This window comes from Pseudomonas sp. NBRC 111124 (genome assembly GCF_001320245.1).
Lineage (GTDB): Bacteria > Pseudomonadota > Gammaproteobacteria > Pseudomonadales > Pseudomonadaceae > Aquipseudomonas.
In genome coordinates this window covers 130,636-155,233 of record NZ_BCBA01000004.1, presented here as the reverse complement: position 1 = coordinate 155,233, position 24,598 = coordinate 130,636, and the positions used below count along the sequence as shown (strand labels likewise).

Below are 24,598 nucleotides of genomic sequence, written 5' to 3'. Positions count from 1 at the left end.
AGCCTTTTGCCATTCAGGAAAAACCGTATGGATACTTTGGGTGCGATCTCAATGTTTGTCGCCACGGCCGAGCACGGCAGCTTCAGCCGCGCCGCCGAGGCGCTGGGCAAGACGCCTTCGGCGCTGACCAAGGCAGTCACGCACCTGGAGCGCGAGTTGGGCAGCCAGTTGTTCGAGCGCAGCACCCGGCGCATCGTGCTGACCGAAGCCGGGCGGCTTTACCTGGAAACCGCCCGGCAGGTGTTGAAGAGCCTGCACGAGGCCGGTGAAGAGATCAGCCAGCTGCAGGGTTTGTCCGGCACGCTGCGCCTGACCGCGCCGCTGGCATTTGGCCGGGCGTTCCTGGCCGATGCCTGTGCCGGCTTCATGGGCGAGTACCCGCAGATCCAGCTGCGGGTGGAGTTGTCCGACGCCTTCGTCGACCTGATCGAAGCCGGTTACGACCTCGCGCTGCGCGAAGGGCACAGCGACCTGCCGGGCCTGATTGCCCGGGTCATCGGCAACAACCGCATCTTCCTCTGTGCCAGCCCCGACTATGTCGAGCGCAACCCACTGCCGGTGACGGCGCACAGCATCGGCCAGCATCACTGGCTCAAGTACATTCACCCAGCGCTGGATGCCAAGTTCTGGTGGATGCAATGCGAAGGGGTGCGCATGCGCCTGCCGTACCCGCAGAAGGCGCGGCTGGAGAGCGACAATTACGACTTGCTGCTGCGCAATGCACTGGCAGGCCACGGCATCCTGCACACCCCGGAATGGAGCGTTCGTCGCTATTTGCAAGAGGGGCGGCTGGTACGGGTGATGGAGCACTGCGTGATCGAGCCGGATGCCTTCGGTGATGACATCCTGGCCGTTTACCCCAGCCACCGGCGCGCCAGCGGCAAGGTGCTGGCGTTCATCGACTACCTGCAGGGCTACCTGCAGCGATTGTGAGGCTTAGCCGATCGGGTCCTGGCCGAGCACCTTGCTCAACGCTACCCGGGCATCCTCCAGCTGCACCAGCGACGCATGCCGAGCGCCGAGGGCGTCACCGTTCTGGATGGCGGTGAGGATCGCCTTGTGCCGCGGCAGGGCCAGCTCGTCGAAGTTGGGGCGCTGGTTGGAATAGCGCACCGACTCGCGCAACGCCAGCGAGAGCATGTTGCACAGGTAGGCGAGCAGGTCGTTGTGGGTGGCGTCGGCGATACGCGCATGGAAGTCCAGGTCCGGTTGCAGGCGCTCTTCATGAGTGCGTGCGGCTTCCATGCGCTGGTAGGCCTCGCTGATCGACTCGATATCGGCGGGGGTGGCGTTGGTCGCGGCCAACGCCGCCGAAGCGGGTTCGATGACCCAGCGCACGCTGGACAAGGTGTTGAAGAACTCCTGCTGCGGCGTGGCCTGCATTAGCCAGTGCAGCACGTCGGGGTCGAGCATGTGCCAGTCGTGGCGCGGGCGCACGAGGGTGCCGACCCGAGGGCGTGCTTCGATCAGGCCCTTGGCGGTGAGGGCGCGCATCGCTTCACGGAATACCGGCCGGCTGATCGCATAGGCCTCGCACAGGCTGGCTTCGGCGGGCAGCTTCTGCCCCGGCTGGAGCTGGCCGGATACTATCTGCAGGCCGAGGTCCTGGACCAGGGTGGCATGCATGCTCTTGCGCGTGGTGGGCTGGCGGTAGTTCATGTGCGGTGCTGGCGGTCCATCGGAGCGGGGGGGCATCATATCACCAGCTTCCAGGCGTACGCTGTACTTGTGGGAGCCGCGCTTGCCGGCGATGGGCCGCGAAGCGGCCCCGGCAGTTTGTGCAAAACCTTGAAATCCTGGGGCCGCTTCGCGGCCCATCGCCGGCAAGCGCGGCTCCCACAGGGGAGGCGTTAGCCTCAGATATCGGGCAAGACCGTTGCTCCCGGGGGCAGGTACAGGCTCAGTGGGAGTGCTTGGGCACCGCAGAACCCCGGCAACCGACCAGGAAGTCGAAGTCGCAGCCTTCATCGGCCTGCATCACATGGTCAATGTACAACTTCGCATAACCCCCGCTGATCAACTGCTGCGGCGCCTGCAGATCCGCCAGGCGGCCGGCCAGTTCCTCATCGGAGATATCCAGGTGCAAGCGGGCTTCATGGCAGTCCAGCTCGATCCAGTCACCTTCGCGCACGGCCGCCAAAGGCCCGCCTGCGGCAGCCTCCGGAGCCACGTGCAGGACTACGGTGCCATACGCCGTGCCGCTCATGCGCGCGTCGGAGATGCGCACCATGTCGGTCACACCCTGGGCCAGCAGCTTGGCCGGCAGGCCCATGTTGCCCACTTCGGCCATGCCCGGGTAACCCTTCGGGCCGCAGTGTTTCATCACCAGCACCGAGCTTGCATCGACCTCCAGTTCCGGGTCGTTGATGCGCGCCTTGTAGTCCTCGAAGTTCTCGAACACCACCGCGCGGCCACGGTGGCGCATCAGCTCTGGGGTTGCCGCCGAAGGCTTGAGCACCGCGCCCTTCGGCGCGAGGTTGCCGCGCAGGATGCAGATGCCGCCATCGGCCACCAGCGGCTTGTCGATCGGGCGGATGACCTCTTCGTCATACAACGGCGCGCACTGGCAGTTGTCCCACAGGCTCTTGCCGTTGGCGGTCAATGCGCCGGGGTAGGGCAGCAGGTTGTGCTCGCCCAGGCGACGGATCACCGCCGGCAGGCCGCCTGCGTAGTAGAACTCTTCCATCAGGAAGCGCCCGGACGGTTGCAGGTCGACCAGGGTCGGCGTGCCACGGCCGACGCGGGTCCAGTCTTCCAGCTGCAGGTCGACGCCGATGCGCCCGGCGATGGCCTTGAGGTGGATCACCGCGTTGGTCGAACCGCCGATGGCGGCGTTGACACGGATGGCATTCTCGAAGGCTTCGCGGGTGAGGATCTTCGACAGGCGCAGGTCTTCATTGACCATCTCGACGATGCGCATGCCCGACAGGTGAGCCAGCACGTAACGGCGCGAATCCACTGCCGGGATCGCCGCGTTGTGCGGCAGCGAGGTACCCAGCGCTTCGGCCATGCACGCCATGGTCGAGGCGGTGCCCATGGTGTTGCAGGTGCCCGCCGAGCGCGACATACCGGCTTCGGCCGAAAGGAACTCGTTGAGGTCGATCTGCCCGGCTTTGTAGGCCTCATGCATCTGCCAGACGATGGTGCCAGCGCCGATGTCGCGGCCTTTGTGCTTGCCGTTGAGCATAGGTCCGCCGGTGACCACGATCGCTGGCACGTCGCAGCTGGCAGCGCCCATCAGCAGGGCTGGGGTGGTCTTGTCGCAGCCGGTCAGCAGCACCACGGCGTCCACCGGGTTGCCGCGGATGGCTTCTTCCACGTCCATGCTTGCCAGGTTGCGAGTGAGCATCGCGGTGGGGCGCAGGTTGGACTCGCCGCTGGAGAACACCGGGAACTCCACCGGGAAGCCGCCGGCCTCCAGCACGCCTTTCTTCACATGCTCGGCAATCTTGCGAAAGTGCGCGTTGCACGGGGTCAGCTCTGACCAGGTGTTGCAGATGCCGATGATCGGCTTGCCCTGGAATTCGTGGTCAGGAATACCCTGGTTCTTCATCCAGCTGCGGTACATGAAACCGTTCTTGTCGGCGGTGCCGAACCATTGGGCGGAGCGCAGGGGACGTTTGCTATCAGACATGACGGACACCTTATTAGTATTACTATTTGTCGTTCTGGATCGACTTTATCGCTAATAAAGCGCCGTGTGAAGGGTTGGTGTTTTAAATAGTAATACTATATGATCCTGTCACCGCGCCGGAGGTCTGCCCACAAAACCCCGGCCATGTGCTGTCCCCATTACAAGAACAATCGGAGACCTCGCCATGAATCAGGAGCAGCGGCTCGTCCGCCTGATCACGCTGAAACTCATCCCCTTTCTGGTCCTGCTTTACCTGGTGGCCTACGTCGATCGCTCGGCGGTGGGCTTTGCCAAGCTGCACATGGGGGCCGACATCGGCCTCGGTGATGCGGCCTACGGCCTCGGTGCCGGGCTGTTCTTCATCGGTTATTTTCTGTGCGAAGTGCCCAGCAACCTGCTGCTCGACCGCTTCGGCGCCCGGCGCTGGTTCGCCCGCATCCTGCTGACCTGGGGTGCGATCACCATCGGCATGGCGTTTGTCACCGGGCCCAATGGCTTTTATGTGATGCGCTTGCTGCTCGGCGCGGCGGAGGCGGGGTTCTTCCCCGGCGTGCTGTACTACATCACCCAGTGGTACCCGGTGCGCCATCGCGGCAAGATCCTTGGCTTGTTCATCCTCTCGCAACCGCTGGCGATGCTGGTCACAGGGCCCCTGTCGGGCGCCTTGCTGGGCCTGGATGGCAACCTCGGCCTGCACGGTTGGCAGTGGCTGTTTATCTGCATCGGCACCCCGGCGGTGCTGCTGGCCTGGCCGACCCTGCGCCTGCTGCCGGACGGCCCGGACAGGGTGCGCTGGCTGGACGATGCGCAGCGCAGCTGGCTCAAGGAGCAACTGGCCAACGACCTGCGCGAGTTCGGCCAGACCCGCCACGGCAACCCGCTGCACGCCCTGAAAGATGGCCGGGTGCTGCTGCTGGCGCTGTTCTACCTGCCGGTGACCTTGAGCATCTATGGCCTAGGCCTGTGGTTACCGACGCTGATTCATCAGTTCGGTGGCAGTGACCTAGTGACCGGTTTTGTCTCGGCGGTGCCGTACCTGTTCGGCATTATTGGCCTGCTGATCATCCCGCGTAGCTCGGACCGCCTCAACGACCGCTACGGCCACCTGGGCCTGCTGTATGCCCTGGGCGCGCTGGGCCTGTTTCTCAGTGCCTGGCTGACGGTGCCGGCGTTGCAGTTGGCTGCGTTGTGCCTGGTGGCCTTCGCGCTGTTCTCCTGCACGGCGATCTTCTGGACCTTGCCCGGGCGCTTCTTCTCCGGTGCCAGCGCCGCGGCCGGTATCGCCCTGATCAATTCGATCGGCAACCTCGGCGGCTACCTCGGGCCGTTCGGCATCGGCGCGCTCAAGGAACACACCGGCCAGCTGTCCTCGGGCCTGTATTTCCTGGCCGTGGTGATGGTGTTCGGGCTGGTACTGACCGGCGTCGTCTACAACCGCCTCGAGCGCCGCCAGCGCCAGGCATCCGTGAACATTGCAACCGACAAGCGAGCACAAGCATGCGACTGATCCAATTCGAAACTGCCGCCGGCCAGCGCCGGGTCGGCGTGGTGGAGGGCGAGCGCGCCCTGGAAATCCGCGGCGCCAGCAGCACCCGTGAACTGGCCTTGCAGGCTATTGCCGCTGGCCGCGACCTGCTCAGCCAGGTGCAGGCCGCAGGCCTGGGCGATGGCCATGACTACCTGGCGCTGCTGGCTGAAGGCCGGGTGCTGCCACCGCTGGACCACGAAGACCCGGCGCACTGCCTGGTCACCGGTACCGGCCTGACCCACCTGGGCAGCGCCGCCACCCGTGACAAAATGCACCAGCAGCAGGCCGAGGGCGCCGTCACCGACAGCATGCGCATGTTCCAGTGGGGCCTTGAAGGCGGGCGACCGCCAGCAGGTGAGGAGGGCGCGCAACCGGAGTGGTTCTACAAGGGCGATGGCGCCATTGTCGTGCGCCCCGGCGCCGACTTGCCGCTGCCGGCCTTTGCCGAAGATGCTGGCGAGGAGCCGGAGATGGTCGGGCTGTATGTGATCGGCGAGTGCGGCACGCCGTTCCGTCTGGGTTACGCCCTGGGCAACGAGTTCTCCGACCATGTGATGGAGCGCCGCAACTACCTGTACCTGGCGCATTCCAAACTGCGCGCCTGCAGTTTCGGCCCGGAACTGCGCCTGGGGGCGCTGCCGGCACACCTGGAAGGCCGCAGCCGCATCCTGCGCGATGGTCAGGAACTGTGGAGCAAACCGTTCCTGTCCGGTGAGCAGAACATGTGCCACAGCTTCGAGAACCTTGAGTTCCACCACTTCAAGTACGCCCAGTTCCTGCGCCCGGGCGATGTTCACGTGCATTACTTCGGCACTGCCACGCTGTCGTTCGCCGATGGCATCCAGGCCCGCCCCGGCGACACCTTCGAGGTCAGCCTCGACGCCTTCGGCCAGCCACTGCGCAATGGCATCGTCGCCTCGGGGCAAGCCGTGCGCCCGGGCTTGGTGAAAAGCCTCTGAGCCTTCAATCGTTGTCACAGGAGTCAATCATGTCGGGAAGCAACTTCATCGGCGGCGCCCGCAGCGCCGCTGGCAGCGTGCGCCTGCAGAGTTTCGATGCACGCACGGGCGAGGCCCTGCCGCCAGTGTTCACCCAGGCAACGCCTGATGAGGTGGATGCCGCCGCCCGCGCCGCCGAGCAGGCCTTTGTCGAATACAACGGGCTGGCGCCGGCGCGTCGCGCGCAGTTCCTGGATGCCATTGCCGAGCAGCTGGATGCGCTTGGCGAGGGGTTCATCGACACGGTCTGCCGCGAAACCGCTTTGCCCGCCGCACGCATCCAGGGCGAGCGCAGCCGCACCAGTAACCAGTTGCGCCTGTTCGCCCAAGTGCTGCGCCGCGGCGATTACCTGGGCGCACGCATCGACCGCGCACAGCCACAGCGTCAGCCGCTGCCGCGCCCGGACCTGCGCCAGTACCGCACCGGTGTCGGCCCGGTGGCGGTGTTCGGCGCCAGCAACTTCCCGCTGGCGTTCTCCACGGCAGGCGGCGACACCGCTGCCGCGCTGGCGGCCGGTTGCCCTGTGGTGGTCAAGGCCCACAGCGGCCACATGGCCACTGCCGAGTACGTCGGCGAGGCCATCCAGCGCGCCGCCGAGGCCACCGGCATGCCGGCCGGGGTGTTCAACATGATCTATGGCGCTGGCGTGGGCGAGGCGCTGGTACGCCACTCGGCGATCCAGGCGGTCGGCTTCACCGGCTCGCTCAAGGGTGGCCGGGCCTTGTGCGACCTGGCGGCGGCGCGCCCGCAGCCGATCCCGGTGTTCGCCGAGATGAGCAGCATCAACCCGGTGCTGGTGCTGCCGGCTGCGTTGCAGGCCAGGGGCGAGCAGCTGGCTGCCGAGCTGGCGGCCTCGGTGGTACTGGGTTGCGGGCAGTTCTGCACCAACCCGGGCCTGGTAATCGGTATTGCCGGGCCAGCATTCTCGGCCTTTGTTGCCGCACTGGCTGCACGCATGGCAGACCAGCCGGGGCAGACCATGCTCAATGCGGGCACGTTGCGCAGCTATACCAATGGCGTGGCGCGTCTGCACGAGCACCCGGGTGTACGCCACCTGGCAGGGGACGAGCAGTGCGGTGAGCAGGCTCATGCGCAGCTGTTCCAGGCCGATGTGAGCTTGCTGGTGGAAGGTGATGAGCTGCTGCAGGAAGAAGTCTTTGGCCCGACCACGGTAGTGGTCGAAGTGGCCGACGAAGCTGAGCTGCGCCGTGCGTTGGGCGCCTTGCATGGCCAACTGACCGCTACGCTGATTGCCCAACCTGAGGACCTGGAGCGGTTCGCCGCGCTGGTGCCGTTGCTCGAACGCAAGGCCGGTCGCCTGTTGGTCAACGGTTACCCGACCGGGGTCGAGGTGAGCGATGCGATGGTGCATGGCGGGCCGTATCCGGCTACGTCCGATGCGCGGGGGACCTCGGTGGGGACCTTGGCCATTGATCGGTTCCTGCGGCCGGTGTGCTATCAGAACTATCCGGATGCATTGCTGCCAGAAGCCCTGAAAGACGCTAACCCGCTCGGGTTGCTGCGTCTGATTGACGGTGAGCCGAGTCGGATTGCGCTGTAGGCAACTACCATTTTTGCCAGTTCTTTTTTTCTCGCTTTCCCAGTTAGCATGAGGAATCCGACGACGAGAGTGGCCGATGACCAGCATCGTACAGGTACTGAACCGGAACACGCCGACAGGCACGGTTACCGATAACCGTGGCTTGACCGTTCGCACTGTTGAGTATTTACGTCGGCCAGATAAACCGGAGGTGACGGATCAACGTATCACCTACCATCAGTTCAACGCCCGAGGCGTCCTGATACACAGTATCGACCCTCGGCTGGCGGCTGTGGGATGGACGAACTTCAACTACCTCACAGGTCTTGCCGGTTCGACCCGGTATACCCGGAGCGTCGATGCTGGCATCTCGATGACAATCGATGATGTTGCTGGCCGTCCCTTGATGGCGCTATCCCAGAGCGGTATCGACCCAGAAGGAAGCGAGGACCGAAGCCAGGCAGTTACCCGCACCTGGCAATATGAGAGCCGCACGTTGAGCGGTCGCCTGTTGAGCGTGACGGAGCGATTGGCCTACAACGATACTTGCGTTACCGAACGCTTCATCTGGGCCGGGACTACGCCAGAAGAGCAAGTCAGTAACCTGGTTGGCCATGCAACCAGTCATTACGACCCGGCTGGGCTGGTGGAGACCACTCGCATTGCTCTGAGCGGCGTGCCAATTTCGGTTACTCGGCGTTTACTGAAGTTCGCTGATAACCCCGACACTGTCGCCAATTGGCAGGGTGAAGAGATCGCCGATTGGAATGCCAGGTTAGGTTCCGAGACCTATAGGACGCTGACCATGGTCGATGCGTTGGGAGCGGCGCTGACAAAGCTCGATGCCATGGGCAACCTGCAGCGCATGGCCTATGACGTGGCTGGCCAATTCAGCGGTAGCTGGTTGACGATCAAAGGCTCGGCCGAGCAAACGGTCGTCAAGCGCCTGAGTTTCGCTGCGACTGGCCGGAGACTGCGCGAGGAACATGGCAACGGGGTGCTGACCTTCAACACCTACGAGGCCATGACGCAGCGTTTGTCCAGCATATTGACCGAGCGCCCCCCCGGGCATGCCAGTGGCGCGAAAGTATTGCAGGATCTGCACTATGCCTACGATCCGGTCGGCAACGTGATCAAGCTACGCAACGATGTCGAGGCAACTCGATTCTGGCGCAACCAGAAGGTGGCTCCGGAAAGTGAGTACGCGTATGACACCCTCTACCAGCTGGTCAAGGCCATTGGCCGTGAAATGGCCAACGCCGGCCAACAGACGTCCCTCGTCCCGTCGTTCGCTTTCTTTGACAGCACTATCGGGACCCAATACACACGCACCTTTTGTTATGACGATGCGGGCAACTTGACGCATGTTCGTCATAGCGCTCCTGCCACTAACAACAGCTATACGACCGACATCATAATCAGCGACCGCAGCAACCGAGGAGTGCTGAGCAACCTTGCCAAGGACCCGGCAGCGGTTGACGCATTGTTCACCCCTGGCGGCCAGCAGGTCTTGCTTTTGCCTGGGCAGCGATTGGACTGGACTCCGCGTGCGGAGCTCAGGCAGGTGTCTTCGATAATGAGTGATGGGGCGGCCAAGGACACAGAACACTACCACTATGACGGCAACAGCCAGCGTGTACTGAAGGTTGGCATACGGCAGACAGTTCGCAGTTTGCAATCACAACGGGTTATTTATTTGCCGGGGTTGGAGTTGCGTACGCTGCAACGTGGCGAAAATGTCATGGAGAACCTGCAGGTGGTCATCGTGGGTGAAAGCCCAGGGCAAGTGCGGCTATTGTACTGGGAGGCAGGACAACCTGCTGAGGTAGAGAACAACCAGTTGCGTTACAGCCATGAGAATCTGCTGGGCAGCAGTGCGCTGGAAGTTGACGGCGACGGTAAGTTGATCAGCCAAGAAGAATATTACCCCTTCGGCGGTACCGCATTGTGGGCTGCGCGCAATGAAGTTGAGGCGGGTTACAAGACGGTGCGCTATTCTGGAAAGGAGCGCGATGCGACCGGGCTCTATTACTATGGGTATCGCTATTATCAGCCCTGGGTCGGCAGGTGGCTCGGCTCGGATCCTGCTGGGCCTGTAGATGGGCTGAATCTCTTTTGCATGGTCAATAATAATCCAGTTGTTTGCGTCGATCTCGACGGTCGAGTGACCTTAGGTAACTCGTCAACGGAGGATGGAGCGTTGCTGGTAGACTTGTTTGAAAATGGCCATATTCTGTATGGTCTACGTTCATCGGTTGCTTCAGCGATGGGAAAAATAATCACCGCTAGGCTGAATCCAGATGGCAGAAACAGCAGGGAATCGGTGGAGTTTCATGCTCAAGCACAGATTACCGATGCCGTTTGGGACGCGAAGATATCAGCTACGAAATATAAGCCTGATGATATTATTCAGGAGCTCTATAATGATGCTGGTAGGGTTTTGGGATTTAAGCGCTTTCTCAATGCGCACCCTAAATATAATGTTCGGGCGCAGCGAGGCGCAAGGCAGTTGGAGCGAGAGTATTCAAAGGTCATTGAGGTTGGGCTCTGGAAGAGAACGAGCAAGGCGGGACTTGAATATCAACTGATCAGTCGGATGGCCCCGGTTCATTTTTTAATGGATGGCATCAATATTGGTAACGTCGCTTCAAAGCGCGGTGATGGTGGGCAAAGTGTGACGGCGGGTGAACTTCGGTGGCTGTATCGACATCGGGATGTTCCGGAGGTCAGGGAAAATTTATTTTTCCATAGGGAAGGTAAGGAAATAGCCCATGCTGAGGTTTTTGGAAGTCCGGAGTGGCAAGCATACTCCCCCAGAAGACAATATCGTCAGTCGTCCCTTGGCAACCATGGGGTCAATAGGGTGTTTGGTAGGCTGATGACTTACGCGCGTTCAAAGTTTCGATGAGACATATCAGTGCATTTTCGGAAGGGTTTCGATAAACGTTGTTCAAAGGTGAAAAGAGATTATGCAGTCCTGTGTACTCCTTTTGTGCCGCTAAAGGGCCAAGTGCAAGCGTGTGGGCTCGTAATGCGCTAGGCTGCGTTGCTCAACCGTACTGAAGAAACGGTATCTGACGGTAAACACTCACGTCCGCACCCCAGCCTGTGAGAGGATGTCCACCACCCCAGCCAGGACCCCGAACGCAGCCTGATGAAGACACCAAAACGAATCGAACCACTGATCGAAGACGGCCTGGTCGACGAAGTACTGCGGCCATTGATGAGCGGCAAGGAAGCAGCCGTCTACGTGGTGCGCTGCGGTGCCCAGGTGCGCTGCGCCAAGGTCTACAAAGAGGCCAATAAACGCAGCTTCCGCCAGGCCGCCGAATACCAGGAGGGCCGCAAGGTCCGCAACAGCCGCCAGGCCCGGGCCATGGCCAAAGGCAGCAAATACGGCCGCAAGGAAGCCGAAGACGCCTGGCAGAACGCCGAAGTGGCGGCGCTGTTCCGCCTGGCTGGTGCCGGCGTGCGCGTGCCCAAGCCCTACGACTTCCAGGACGGCGTGCTGTTGATGGAACTGGTGACCGACGCCGACGGCGATGCCGCACCGCGCCTTAACGACGTGCACCTCGAGGCCGAAGAGGCCCGTGAGTACCATGCCTTCGTCGTCCGCCAGATCGTGCTGATGCTCTGCGCTGGCCTGGTGCATGGCGACCTGTCCGAATTCAACGTGCTGCTGGGCCCTGACGGCCCGGTGATCATCGACCTGCCACAGGCGGTGGATGCGGCGGGCAACAACCACGCGTTCAGCATGTTGCAGCGGGACGTGGCGAACATGGCGCATTACTTCGGGCGTTTTGCGCCGGAGCTCAAGGCCACCCGCTACGCCGATGAAATGTGGGCGTTGTACGAAGCCGGCGAGCTGCGCCCGGACAGCCCGCTGACCGGGCAGTTCGCGGAAGACGACCACGCCGCCGATGTCGTCGGAGTGATGCGCGAGATCGATGCCACCCTACGTGATGAAGCCCGCCGCCGTGCGGCGCGGGATGAGGCCGAGCATGGGCCGGCCAAGGCTGAAGAGCCGACGCCGCCGTGGATGCAGTGACGGCCTGAGCGATCTGCTCTGCAGAGCAGATCGCTTTCTTTGGTGCTCCGCCTCTCTCTGGGTAGGGTGGGGCTCCGAGGGCACTGGCATGTCACTGAACTGAGTGGCAGTAATAACGGCCTTAAATCTAATATCTCCGCATATATTCCTACTTGGCTGGTAATAAATTCCTACGCATACATTCGCACTCCTTGGATTGCTCCTACAGCAATAATTTGTAATTGCGTATATTCCTACAGGATAAGTCTGATCGGTGTAGGACTATTATTCTATTGCCAGACGCTAGTATCTGCCCATGTTCAAGTAGCACATGGGGTGGACAGGTGTCCGATCTATCTGAAGTTGCTGGTCACCCGGCGAGTGACAGCGGCCTGGCCTGCCTGGTCATGCTGGCGCGGTATCACGATGTAGCGGTTTCTTCCGAGCAACTGAGTCATGAGTTTGCCACCGATGGCAAGCCATTCTCGATTGCTCAAATACTGCAGGCATTCCAGCATGCTGGCCTGAAGGCCAAGCATCGGCAAACGGACCCGAAGCGTCTGGCACACATGCCGCTGCCGGCCCTCGCAGCGGACAGGCAAGGTGGCTATTTCATCATCGCCCGGGTGGAGGGCGAGCAAGTACTGGTGCAGGACCCGCGGGTCTGTGCGCCGCAAACCTGGACGCTGGTTGAGCTGAAACAGCGCTGGGCCGGGGAGCTGATTCTGGTCCGCTCGGACGCTCCCTTGCCTCGAGGGCTTGAACGGTTTGACCTGACCTGGTTTATCCCGGCAGTGGTCAAGCATAGAAAGTTGCTGGGCGAGGTACTGCTGGTTTCTTTCATCATCCAGATCCTCGCATTGCTGACACCGTTGTTTTTTCAGGTAGTAATGGACAAGGTGCTGGTCCACCGAGGCCTTACCACCCTGGATGTCATCGCGCTGGGCTTGTTGACCGTAGTGCTGTTCGAAAGTGTGCTCAGTACTTTGCGCGCCTATGTCTCGGCGCATACCGCTTCGCGTATCGATGTCGAACTGGGCGCCAAGTTGTTTCAGCACCTGATCGAGTTACCACTGGCGTACTTTCACGCGCGGCGAGTGGGCGATTCGGTTGCTCGTGTGCGAGAACTTGAAAACATCCGAAGTTTCCTGACCAGCAACAGCATTACCTTGCTGCTGGATGTGTTGTTCGTTGCGGTATTCATCGTGGTGATGTGGCTGTACAGCGGTTGGCTGACGCTGCTGGTCATTGCTTCGCTGCCGCTTTACCTGCTGGTCTCACTGCTGGTCACCCCCTTGCTGCGTGCTCGGATCGATCAGAGTTTTCAACGCGGGGCGCAGAACCAGGCGTTCCTGGTCGAAGCGGTCAATGGCATCGACACCCTCAAAACCATGGCCGTCGAGCCGCAGGTGACGCGGCGCTGGAACCAGCAGCTGGCGGCCTATGTCGACGCCAACTTCAAGACCCAGAACCTGTCCAACATTGCCCACGAAAGCGTGGCGCTCATCGGCAAGCTGGTCACGGTCGGCACGTTATGGCTAGGGGCACGACTGGTCATCGAGGGGGCGCTCACGGTGGGTGAACTGATCGCCTTCAACATGCTCGCCGGCCGCGTGGCACAGCCGATCATGCGCCTGGCGCAGTTGTGGACCAGCTTCCAGCAGACCGGCATTTCCATCCAGCGGCTGGGGGACATTCTCAACAACCGTACCGAGGTCAGCCACGGCGCCCAGTTGCCTGTGCTGGAAGGGCGGGTCGAACTCGATCAGGTGTGTTTCCGTTATCGTCCGGGCGGCAACGAGACCCTGCGAGATGTCAGCCTAAAGATCGCGCCTGGCGAGGTGATCGGCATCGTCGGTAGGTCCGGTTCCGGCAAAAGCACGTTGACCCGGCTGATCCAGCGGCTGTACTCGCCAGAACGAGGGCGTGTGTTGCTCGATGGAGCCGACCTGGCGCTCGCGGATGTCTCCTCGCTGCGGCGGCAGATCGGCGTGGTACTGCAGGAGAACATGCTGTTCCGGCGCACCGTGCGCGAGAACATCGCGCTGGCCAACCCGGCGGCTCCCCTCGAGGAAGTCATTGCCGCGGCCACGCTGGCAGGCGCACATGAATTCATCCTTGAGCTGCCAGACGGTTATGAAACGCTGGTTGGCGAGCATGGCGCCAGCCTGTCGGGTGGCCAGCGCCAACGGATCGCGATCGCAAGGGCGTTGATGGGCAACCCGCGCATCCTCATCCTGGATGAAGCCACCAGTGCCCTGGACTACGAGTCCGAACGGATCATCCAGCAGAACATGGCGCGCATCTGCGCCCGGCGCACGGTCATCATCATTGCCCACCGCCTTTCTGCCGTGCGCCATGCCGACCGCATCCTGGTCATGGAACGTGGGCAGATCATCGAGCAGGGCGCTCACGATGAGCTGATGGGCAACCCGCAAGGCGCCTATGCCTATCTGCATCGTTTGCAGCAGGGGGCAGCAGCATGAGTGCGCCGATCCTCGACCTGCTGGAGCGCTACCGCCAGGCATGGCGCAACGCTTGGAGGCGCCGCGCAGCCATGCAGGGGGCGCCACGGGAGCTTGATGAGCTGGCGTTTCTGCCCGCAGCGCTGGCTCTGCAGGAAACGCCGGTACATCCGCTGCCGCGCCGTGTGCAATGGAGCCTGCTAGCGCTCGTAGCCTTGGCCCTGCTGTGGGCCTGCGTAGGCGAAATCGATGTGGTCGCCAGTGCCGAGGGCAGGATCGTGCCCAGTGGCAGGAGCAAGGTAATCCAGGCCAGTGAAGTCGCGGTGGTGCAGGCGATTCATGTGGTGGACGGCCAGACCGTTGCCAAGGGCGACCTGCTGGTCGAGCTCGAAGGGCAGCTGACCGCCGCCGACATCAAGCGCCTCAACAGCGAGCTGCTGGCCGCCCGGATCGACCTGGCACGCGCCGCTACCTTGCTCGAAGCACTCGATGGCAACACCGCGCCGGCCTCACTGGCGCCCCGCATTCCCCAGGCCACGGCGCACCAGCAAGCGGCCGCACAACGCTGGCTGGAAGGGCAGTACCAGGAGCTGCGCACATCCTTGCAGCAGGCCGATGCCGAAATCGCTCAGCGCGGCGCAGAGACCCGCTCTGCTCAAGCCCGTGCCGATGCGCTGCAGCAATTGCTGGTGATCACCCGCCAGCTCACGGCGGACTACCAGCAACTGTTCAGCGAATCGGCGGTTGCCAAGCACACCTACCTGGAAAAGGAACAGGCCCGCCTGGAGCAGGAGCGTGAACTGGCCATTCAACGTTCACGCATCGAAGAACTCGGCGCTGCCCGCCTGGCGGCCCTGCACCGCCGTGAGGGCGTCATCGCTCAGTTGCGCCGGGCCATGCTCGACCTCCATGCCGAGGCCGAGCGGCAGAGCGCGACCCTGAGCCAGGAGCTGTACAAGGCCGAACAACGCCACCGGCTCAGGGCACTGACGTCCCCGGTCGACGGCACGGTGCAGCAGTTGGCCATTCATACCCAGGGCGGCGTTGTGACGCCTGCGCAGACATTGATGGTGATAGTGCCGAGCGATCAACCGGTTGAAGTGGAAGTGCAGGTGGAGAACAAGGATATCGGCTTTGTTCGGGCGGGGCAGGCGGTGGAAGTGAAAGTGGAGACATTCACATTTACAAAGTATGGCGTTGTACCGGGGGTTGTTCAGAGTGTTTCCAATGATGCCGTTGAAGATGAGCGGCGGGGGTGGGTTTATAACGCTCGGATTCAGTTGGGGTTAAGTAGTTTGCGGGTTGGAGATACAGATGTGCCGCTTGCTCCGGGCATGGCGGTGCGTGCGGAGTTAATTATTGATAGGCGGAAGGTGATTAGTTATTTCCTTAGTCCGTTGCAGCGGCATGTTGGGGAAAGCTTGGGGGAGCGATGACAATAACCAAGGTGATAATTGTTCGGTTGTACAGGTTCGTTTGGACGGTGTTGAGGATTTTTAGTGGCTTGCTGTTGCTAATTCCTGCGATCGTCTTCGTTGCACATATTGCTGATCGTATAGAGCGGAGCACCACGAGCACTTACATTCCACCCGGTCCGATTGTCTGCGGAAAAATGGCGGGAATGGTATATGAATTTCCGAGGGTGTACTTCCCTTTTTGGCCTGAATATGAAGGAAAGAGCTCATTTCATCCGGACTTTATTAATAACAAGAGAGGCTGCGATGCCAATCTTCGCTCAGTCTTTTTAGCGATGGCTTGGCCTACATTAGAACCAGCGAAGGACCGACTTATATTTGAGCAAGGGCTGGAGCATGAGGGATTACTTGTCGCCATTTCTCCGATCTTTGCCAAGGAGGGTGACTTGCGTCGTGGGCGAGACTATTTGCTGAGCAAGCTTGATGAGGTAAAAGGGCGGAAATTTACATACGACGAGTTGCTTGAACTGTATATGGTAGAAGGCGGCGATACGTCTTGGGAAGGGGGGAGGAAACGAATTTATTGGAGTGAATCTCCGGGCGAGGTTACTTCGCTTATTGAATGTCGGTGGCGTCCTCGAAAGCCAAATTTTTATAGTTGTGAGATGACTTTTGTTGTTTTCGGGCAGCTGTATGTAAAGGCTAACATGCTTCCGGAAAAGTTGGTGCAGTGGTCGCAGATACAGCTGGCGCTTGAAGTCTTTATCAGTAAGAGTAGGAAAAGAGGTGGCGTATGACTGGTTTGCTTATTGAGGATGTAAGGCGCGCTCGTGAGCTCTTTGAATCTCAGGGCGTAAGTGATATGTATGATTATCTGGCGAGTAAGGGTGATCGATACGCTGTTCTTGCGAACGGTGTAGCAAAGGGGAACTCAGTCGCAGGTGTTGTCGCGATTGACTTTATGAAGCGCACGGAGCGAGATGCTGGTCGCCCCATGCAAGATGCTGATGTCGAAACGGTGCGGTTCAAGATGGCGGAGGCTTATCTTGGGTTATTGGATAAAAAGGTAAGGGAAGGGACGATAGGCGTAGAAATAAATCATGAGGAAGTATGGGGTTTTCACACTGAAGTTTTTCAAGGTCTGGGGCGGTCGAAGGATGCTTGGACGCTCAATACCATTTTTGAATTGAAGCATGAAAAAGCTCGCGATGGATATTGGAAAATGGTGTTGGACGCGGCAGGTAAGCCAGGCTCTGAATTAGAGTTGGCAGTTAGCACTGATATGCAAGTTTCGTATGCTACAGCGATGGCTCCGGTTGATCTACGCGCTCAGGCAAAATCGTGGTTGTCGAGAATTGACTCACCTGAGGGATTAGCGTCCATTGCAATGGGTTTGGGGACCGTCATGTTTAATGGCATCCAAAGCGTGATTTCCGACGTGATACCAATCGATGAGCCCGTACCTGCCCAACCCATCCAGATCGAAATCACCCCAACCACCGAATCCCGCCGCGACCTGCAAGGCCAGGACGACATCCGCAACGACGTCAACGCCGGCTACGTCAACCGCCGCCTGACCCACAGCATCGCCTTCACCGACAACACCCTGAACAACACCGACTTCACCTCCGCACAGCTGGGCAGCCTGGCCACGGGTGGCATTCGCCCCGGCGAGCTGCAGCTGGACCCCAACGTTCGCCCCAACCAGCACCTGGCCCAGTTCTATCAGGATGGTACTGACAAGCCCGACTTCAGCCTGCGCAACGCCGCCGTCCTCAACGGCCTGGCCGCCATGACCACGGTCAACACCTTCGTCGATCCGCTGCTGTTCGACCTCAGCGGCCAAGGCGCAGGGATGACCGGTATCGAAGACGCCGTGCTGTTCGATGTCGACAACAGCGGCCAGCTGCGGCGCACAGGCTGGGCCGATCGGCAGACCGGCATGCTGGTGCACGACGACGGCAGTGGCCAGGTCGTCAGCATCCGTCAGCTGTTCTCTGAATACTTCGGCGGCCAGCCAGGCACTAATGGCGCCCCGGGCGAGGCGCCGTTCACGGATGGCTTCGCCGCGCTGGCCAGCATCGATGCCAATGCCGATGGCTTGATGACGGCCGATGATGCAGCCTTGGCACAGCTGAAGCTTTGGGTCGATGCCAATCACGATGGCCGTGCCGATGCCGGTGAGCTCAAGACACTGCCGGAACACGGCATTACGCAGATCGACCTGCGCCAGGTGCAGCCGCTGAACGAGGTGCGTCAGGGCAACGAAGTCATCGCCCGCGGCGCGTTCGTGGCCAACGGCGTGGAGCGTGAAGTGCTGGCGGTGAAGTACCTCGCCGACACCGTCGGTAACCTCGCCGAGCAGCAAGACGGCGCCACCTTGCTAACCTCCATCAGTGGAGCGACTTCGCGCCGTTCCTATATCAGCAACAGCCCGCAAGGGGCCGAGCTCGATGCCGCCGCGCTGGGCGTGGATACCGTGCAGGGCGGGGCCGGGGACGATGTGCTCAAGGCCGCCCCAGGCGGCAGCTGGCTGGTTGGCGCCGGTGGCAGCAACACCTATGTGGGCGGCGCCGGTGACGATGTGCTGGTGATCAGCGCCACTGACCAACTGGCGAACATCCGTGGCAACGGCGGGCGTGACATTGCACTGATCGTCGGCGAGCAGGGTGTCGGCCTGAACATGGCCGAAGCCGGGCTGACCATCGCCCAGGGCGGGCGTGGCAAGGATGTCATCGTCAGTGGCGGGCAGCGCGGTGTTTTCATCAAGGGCGGAGCGGGTAACAGCCTGCTGATCGGTGGCGGCGGCAACGATGTGCTGGTAGGCGGCACGGGGCGTAACACCCTCATCGGCGGTACCGGCAAGGCCGTCATCTATGCCGGCCCCAATGGCGATCGTATTCAGGCTTCGGCTGCGGGCAGCATCATCCATGCTGGCGGCGGTGCTGACCAGATCACCGGCGGTCCAGCAGATGATGTCATCGAGGCCGGGCGCGGCAATGCCACCATCGACGGCGCAGGCGGGGTCAACCTCGTCACCCTGCACGGCAATCACGATGAGTACCTGATTACCCGTACGGCAACGGGCTACCAGGTCAGTGATCGGCAAGCCGGGCGTGATGGCAGCCTTACCCTCAGCAATATTCACAAGCTCAGTTTCGCCGATATCGCGGCGATCGACCTGCAGGCCCCCGGTGCTTTGCCGATAGGCGACACGCTTGCCCCTGAACAGATGGCTGCATTCGCCACCACGGCAACCGCCTTGGTCATTCCTGCTGCGGTGCTGCTGGCCAATGACCAGCTGCTTAACAGCACTGGTCCGCTGCGGATTGCCTCGGTCGCTGACGGCAAGGGCGCCACCGTTCGGCTCAATGAGCGGGGCGATGTCGAAGTCACGCCGTTGCCCGGCCATGACGCGGATGTGGCCTTCCGCTACGACCTGGTCGATGCTGCCGGCAATGCATCGGTGGGGGTGACGGAGGTGTCCAGCGGCGCATCGGCGCCATTGCGCGCTACGGTGACCTTGCGTCACGACCAGTCGCCTGTCGATCCGTTGGCATCTCGCCAGTGGTACCTCAACGAGATCGATGTCCAGCCGGTCTGGCGTGATTTCTCGGGCAAGGGCGTGAGGATCGGCCAGTTCGAGCCAGGGGGCGAGTTTGCCGTTGCGCCGGAGATTTTCGACATCCAGCATCCGGACCTGCAAGCCAACGTCGACCCCATCTGGCTGCAGACCCAGCGCAGCAATGGCACGCTCCCGGCCCTGGCGTCCAACCATGCGACGCAAGTGGCGGGGGTCATGGTAGGCGGGCGCAATGATCAAGGTGGCATCGGCATTGCCTATGAGGCGAAGCTCGGCGGGCACTACCTGGCCAACAAAGGCGATGACCTGACCAACCTGGGGCAGATGGTCAATTACGACATCGCCAACCACAGCTGGGGCTTCAAGCACGATTTCGCCATCGGCAACGTGCCCGAAGGCAGGGTCGACACGTCCCTGGCCCTGGCCTTCAGCGCAACACTGGCGGCCACCAACGGTCGTGGCGGGCTGGGGACCGTCATCGTCACCTCGGGCGGCAACCAGCGCGAGCGCGGCGGCAGCGCGCAAGGTTCGCTGATCAACAACAGCCGCCACGCCATCGAAGTGGCGGCAGTCAATGCCAAGGCGGACCTCTCGGTGTTGCAGGTCGCCAGTGCGCCATTCTCCAGCCCCGGTGCAAGCCTGCTGGTGGCCGCGCCGGGTAGCCATGTGCTGTCCAGCGGTATCAACCTGGAGGCCGAACGTGGTGCCAAGGTTGGCAGTGCTTATGGCACGACCCAGGGCACCAGTTTCGCTGCGCCGATCGTCTCCGGTGTGGTGGCGTTGATGTTGCAGGCCAACCCGGGGCTGGGTTACCGGGATGTGCAGCAGATACTTGCGTTGTCCGCACGCAAGGTCGATGACCCGGCGACTGCCTGGCGCGACAACGCCGGGCTCAACTGGAATGGCGGGGGCATGCGTGCCAGTCACGACTACGGATTCGGCCTGATCGACGCGCGCGCTGCCGTGCGCCTGGCCGAATCGTGGGCCGGCCAGGCGAGCAAGGCCAACGAGGAGCAATTGGCTGCCGGCAGCGAAGCGCTTGCGCAGGTGATTGCGCCGGGGCAGGCCAGTACATTTACCTTGAGCCTGCCGGCCGGGGTGCTGGTGGAGCATGTTGAAGTCGACATTCATTCGCAGGTCGGCCGCCTTGGCGACATGACCGTCACGCTCATATCGCCGGGTGGCACACGCAGTGTGCTGCTGGACCGCGCTGGCAAGGCCCCGGGTTCTGCCGATGACGACCAGGGCAACCCACGCACGGGCGAGTTCAAGTATGGCTTCATGTCGACCCATCATCGCGGCGAACGCTCGATTGGCGAGTGGCGGCTGGAGGTCAGCAATGCCAGCAATGGGCTGCCACTGACGTTTGATCGCTGGGCACTGCGCGTCGTGGGCAGCTCCAGCAATGCCAACGATGTCTATTACTACACCAATGATTACGCTGATGCCGTGACCCAGAACGCTGCGCGGGCTGTGCTGGACGATGCGGTCAATGGCACCGCAGGCGGGCGCAATACCCTCAATGCGGCCGCTGTGAGCCGCAGTATTTCAATCGATCTGGTCAGTGGTATCGCCAGCATTGCCGGGAGCGCGCTGACCATCGCGCCCGGCGCGGTGCACAACCTGATCGGTGGTGACGGAGACGACACCCTCATTGCCGGTGCGGATGGTGCCTTGCTCGATGGTGGCCGTGGTTACAACCTGCTCAAGGGCGGCAGCGGAACAGACCGCTATGTCATTCACAAGCGTGCCGCTGGCCGTGATGAACTTGAACAGTTCGAAGGCTCCCGTGAGATCGTCGACCTGGTCGGGTTTGAAGGCAAGACCTTCGCCGACCTGCAACTGACCCAGGAGGGCTCGGCTGCTGTGGTCGATCTGGGAAATAGGCAGACACTGCGTTTCGCCGACCGAACCATTGCCCAATTGCAGCCGAGCAACTTCCGTTTCCTGGACTCGCCCATTGCTGCCGCAGGTTATTTTGACGGTAGCCCCGAAGGGCAAATGCAGCTGCCGGCCAGCGGTACAGTGCTGCTCAGTGGTGGCGCAGAGGGCGTGTCGCTGTCGTCGGATGCCTCGGGGCAATTTGTCGCGTCACTGAAAGGCACGATCTATAGCCCGGCGAGTGTGGCTCCCAGTGTCTTCGTGGTGGGGCAGCAGGACGGTGTGGCCGACTACAAGAACACGGTGCGTGGTTTCCGTCACGGTATCGACAAGATCGACCTGAGCCAGGCCGGCATCAGCCGCTATGAAGACTTGCAGCTCACCAAGGACGAGCGCTTCCAGTTGAATGGGTTCGCTCAGATACACGGTGTGACAGTGGCGGGGCAGGGCAACAGGGTCAAACTGCTGTATCTGGATGCGCTGGAACTGGCCCAGGTAACGGCTGACGATTTCATCTTCGCCCCGCTACCCGCCGCGGCTTTGCCCGCCATGGCACCCGCAGCGCAGCCCAACCTTGCCAACCTGGTCGATGCCATGGCGGCGTTCGCCCCGCAAGCCACCAGCACCGGCCTGCTTGCCGAAGCAGCCACGCAGCGCTGGGAATCGACGATTGCCGTCGCGGCTTGATTCAGCACATGCGCCGGGCGGGAAAAAAGCGCTCCAGCTCATTTGGGTATCTCCTGTGCCGGCCCCATCGCGGTTTACCCGCGAAGGGGCCGGCACAGGAGATAGGCTTGTTACCATTGATGCAAGACATAATCTTGTCATCCGCCCTTTTCACTGGCGCTCGACAAGCATAAGGTATACGCCGTTCAAAAAATGCCCTGGAGCTGTCATGTCCAACCGTTTCCCTTCCGTTCGTCCCCGCCGCCTGCGTCAGAACGAATCCCTGCGCACGATCTTCCAGGAAACCGAATTCCGCCTGGAAGACCTGATCCTGCCGATCTTCGTCGAGGAAGGCATCGATGACTTCGTGCCGATCACCAGCATGCCGGGTGTCAACCGCATTCCGGAAAAACGGCTGGCCCAGGAAATCGAGCGCTATGCCCGCGCCGGCATCAAGTCGGTAATGACCTTCGGCGTGTCGCACAACCTGGATGCCACCGGCAGTGACACCTGGAACGAAAACGGCCTGGTTGCGCGCATGTCGCGCATCTGCAAGGACACCGTGCCGGAAATGGTGGTGATGTCCGACACCTGCTTCTGTGAATACACCAGCCATGGCCACTGTGGCGTGCTGCACGACCATGGTGTGGACAACGACGCCACCCTGGCCAACCTGGGCAAGCAGGCGGTCATCGCCGCCGCTGCCGGTGCCGACTTCATCGCCCCGTCGGCGGCGATGGACGGCCAGGTGCAGGCCATCCGCAGCGCGCTGGACGGTGCTGGCTTCCACGACACCGCAATCATGGCTTACTCCACCAAGTTCGCCTCGTCGCTGTATGGACCTTTCCGTGAAGCCGGTGGCACTGCGCTCAAGGGCGACCGCAAGAGCTACCAGATGAACCCGATGAACCGCCGCGAAGCGGTGCGGGAGTCGCTGCTCGACGAGCAGGAAGGGGCCGATGTGCTGATGGTCAAGCCGGCCGGTGCCTACCTCGACGTGATCGCCGACATCCGCGCCGCCTCGCGCTTGCCACTGGCGGCGTACCAGGTGAGTGGCGAGTACGCGATGATCAAGTTCGGCGGCCTAGCCGGTGCCATCGACGAAGGCCGGGTAGTGCGTGAAAGCATCGGCGCGATCAAGCGTGCCGGTGCTGACCTGATCCTGACCTACTTCGCCATGGACCTGGCCCGCGAAGGGATCTGATTGCCGGCCTCTAGGTGTTTGTCGCCTTGGAGATCGAGCGGCGCGCGGGTGGCGCTCGATCTCCAAGGTTCAGAAAAAATCAGTAAGCGCTGAATTATTTAGTGTCCCGTTGTATCTGATGCCATAGAGCCTTCAGTAACAGGGATACAGGCATGAAATCTCGCAAGAAAAGCGTCCAGCCAATCGGCCTCAAGGACATCACCATCGTCGACGACGCGAAGATGCGTAAGGCGATCACCGCCGCCGCACTGGGCAACGCCATGGAGTGGTTCGACTTCGGTGTGTACGGCTTCGTCGCCTTCGCCCTGGGCAAGGTGTTCTTCCCCAATGCTGACCCCAGCGTGCAGATGATCGCGGCGCTGGCCACGTTCTCCGTGCCGTTCCTCATCCGCCCGCTGGGCGGGTTGTTCTTCGGCGCCCTGGGCGACCGCTTCGGGCGGCAGAAGATCCTCGCCGCGACCATCGTGATCATGTCGCTGAGCACCTTCGCCATCGGCCTCATACCGTCTTACGCCTCGATCGGCATCTGGGCGCCGATCTTGCTGTTGCTGGCGAAGATGGCCCAAGGCTTCTCGGTGGGGGGCGAGTACACCGGTGCATCGATCTTCGTCGCCGAATACGCCCCGGACCGCAAGCGTGGCTTCCTCGGCAGCTGGCTGGACTTTGGCTCGATTGCCGGCTTCGTGCTGGGGGCAGGGGTGGTGGTGATGATTTCCACCCTCCTTGGCGAAGAAAAGTTTCTCGAATGGGGCTGGCGCCTGCCGTTCTTCCTGGCCTTGCCGCTGGGCATCATAGGCCTTTATCTGCGCCACGCGCTGGAAGAAACCCCGGCGTTCCAGCAGCACGTGGACAAGCTCGAACAAGGCGACCGCGAGGGCCTGGCGTCTGGGCCGAAGGTGTCGTTCAAGGAGGTCGCGACCCAGCACTGGCGCAGCCTGGTGACTTGCATCGGCGTGGTGATCGCCACCAACGTCACCTACTACATGCTGCTCACGTACATGCCCAGCTACCTGTCACACAACCTGCACTACAGCGAAGACCACGGCGTGCTGATCATCATCGCGATCATGGTCGGCATGCTGTTCGTGCAACCGATCATCGGCCTGCTCAGCGACAAGTTCGGCCGCCGCCCGTTCATCGTGGTCGGCAGTGTGGGGCTATTCGCCCTGGCCATCCCGGCATTCATGCTGATCAACAGCGGCGCGCTCGGGCTGATCTTCGCCGGCCTGCTGATCATCGCCGTGCTGCTGAACTTCTTCATCGGCGTAATGGCCTCGACCTTGCCGGCGATGTTCCCCACGCACATCCGCTACAGCGCCCTGGCCAGCGCGTTCAACATCTCGGTGCTGATCGCCGGCCTGACCCCGACCCTGGCCGCCTGGCTGGTGGAAAGCAGCGGCAACCTGTACATGCCGGCGTATTACCTGATGGTGATTGCGCTGGTCGGCCTGGTCACCGGCCTGACCATGAAGGAAACCGCCAACAAGCCGTTGCGTGGTGCAGCGCCAGCAGCGTCGGATATCGAAGAAGCGCGTGAACTGCTGCAGGAGCACCACGACAACATCGAGCAGAAGATCGAAGACATCGACGCGCAGATCGTCGAGCTGGAGGCCAAGCGCAAGCTGCTGGTGCAGCAGCACCCGCGCATCGAGTGAG

The 24,598-nt window shown here is 61.7% G+C and carries 14 protein-coding genes; 12 read left to right on the top strand and 2 right to left on the bottom strand.

The features are described 5' to 3' along the window. Positions 1–27 precede the first annotated feature (27 nt). Complete coding sequence (locus APH28_RS02605; protein WP_060507485.1) at positions 28–933, top strand: LysR family transcriptional regulator; 906 nt, start codon at positions 28–30, stop codon at positions 931–933. A 3-nt stretch (positions 934–936) separates the two neighbouring features. On the opposite strand, the gene APH28_RS02600 is transcribed toward APH28_RS02605, so the two are convergent. Beyond that, positions 937–1,659 (bottom strand): FadR/GntR family transcriptional regulator, encoded by a 723-nt coding sequence (locus tag APH28_RS02600; protein ID WP_060507484.1) that lies wholly within the window; start codon positions 1,657–1,659, stop codon positions 937–939. A gap of 241 nt (positions 1,660–1,900) precedes the next feature. After that, on the bottom strand, positions 1,901–3,634 hold the full coding sequence (locus APH28_RS02595) for an IlvD/Edd family dehydratase (protein ID WP_060507483.1): 1,734 nt from the start codon (positions 3,632–3,634) through the stop codon (positions 1,901–1,903). Between the two features lie 184 nt (positions 3,635–3,818). Between APH28_RS02595 and APH28_RS02590 the strand changes: the two genes are divergently transcribed. The 11 genes from APH28_RS02590 to proP all read left to right on the top strand — a co-directional run bounded on the left by APH28_RS02590 (position 3,819) and on the right by proP (position 24,597). Next, positions 3,819–5,141, top strand: coding sequence for an MFS transporter (locus tag APH28_RS02590; RefSeq protein ID WP_060507482.1), 1,323 nt, complete (start codon positions 3,819–3,821; stop codon positions 5,139–5,141). Further along, positions 5,132–6,121, top strand: a complete 990-nt coding sequence (araD1, locus tag APH28_RS02585; RefSeq protein ID WP_060507481.1) for an AraD1 family protein — start codon at positions 5,132–5,134, stop codon at positions 6,119–6,121. The genes APH28_RS02590 and araD1 overlap by 10 nt, the downstream gene beginning before the upstream one ends. A 29-nt stretch (positions 6,122–6,150) precedes the next feature. Next, entirely contained in the window at positions 6,151–7,722 is a 1,572-nt protein-coding gene (locus APH28_RS02580; RefSeq protein ID WP_060507480.1) for an aldehyde dehydrogenase (NADP(+)), read from the top strand. A 76-nt stretch (positions 7,723–7,798) separates the two neighbouring features. Then, positions 7,799–10,609: an RHS repeat-associated core domain-containing protein gene (locus tag APH28_RS02575; RefSeq protein WP_060507479.1), complete on the top strand. Its 2,811-nt coding sequence runs from the start codon at positions 7,799–7,801 to the stop codon at positions 10,607–10,609. 246 nt (positions 10,610–10,855) lie between these two features. Next, entirely contained in the window at positions 10,856–11,749 is an 894-nt protein-coding gene (locus APH28_RS02570; protein ID WP_060507478.1) for a PA4780 family RIO1-like protein kinase, read from the top strand. A gap of 323 nt (positions 11,750–12,072) precedes the next feature. Next, positions 12,073–14,214, top strand: a complete 2,142-nt coding sequence (locus APH28_RS02565) for a type I secretion system permease/ATPase (RefSeq protein ID WP_060507477.1) — start codon at positions 12,073–12,075, stop codon at positions 14,212–14,214. Next, positions 14,211–15,629: an HlyD family type I secretion periplasmic adaptor subunit gene (locus tag APH28_RS02560; protein WP_060507476.1), complete on the top strand. Its 1,419-nt coding sequence runs from the start codon at positions 14,211–14,213 to the stop codon at positions 15,627–15,629. The genes APH28_RS02565 and APH28_RS02560 overlap by 4 nt, the downstream gene beginning before the upstream one ends. A 68-nt stretch (positions 15,630–15,697) precedes the next feature. Next, complete coding sequence (locus tag APH28_RS02555; RefSeq protein WP_156340861.1) at positions 15,698–16,405, top strand: hypothetical protein; 708 nt, start codon at positions 15,698–15,700, stop codon at positions 16,403–16,405. A 608-nt stretch (positions 16,406–17,013) separates the two neighbouring features. Continuing rightward, positions 17,014–21,759: a S8 family serine peptidase gene (locus APH28_RS02550; RefSeq protein WP_256248365.1), complete on the top strand. Its 4,746-nt coding sequence runs from the start codon at positions 17,014–17,016 to the stop codon at positions 21,757–21,759. 208 nt (positions 21,760–21,967) lie between these two features. Beyond that, positions 21,968–22,942 (top strand): porphobilinogen synthase, encoded by a 975-nt coding sequence (gene hemB, locus APH28_RS02545; protein WP_060507473.1) that lies wholly within the window; start codon positions 21,968–21,970, stop codon positions 22,940–22,942. Between the two features lie 152 nt (positions 22,943–23,094). Next, positions 23,095–24,597: a glycine betaine/L-proline transporter ProP gene (proP, locus tag APH28_RS02540; RefSeq protein WP_060507472.1), complete on the top strand. Its 1,503-nt coding sequence runs from the start codon at positions 23,095–23,097 to the stop codon at positions 24,595–24,597. Position 24,598 lies beyond the last annotated feature (1 nt).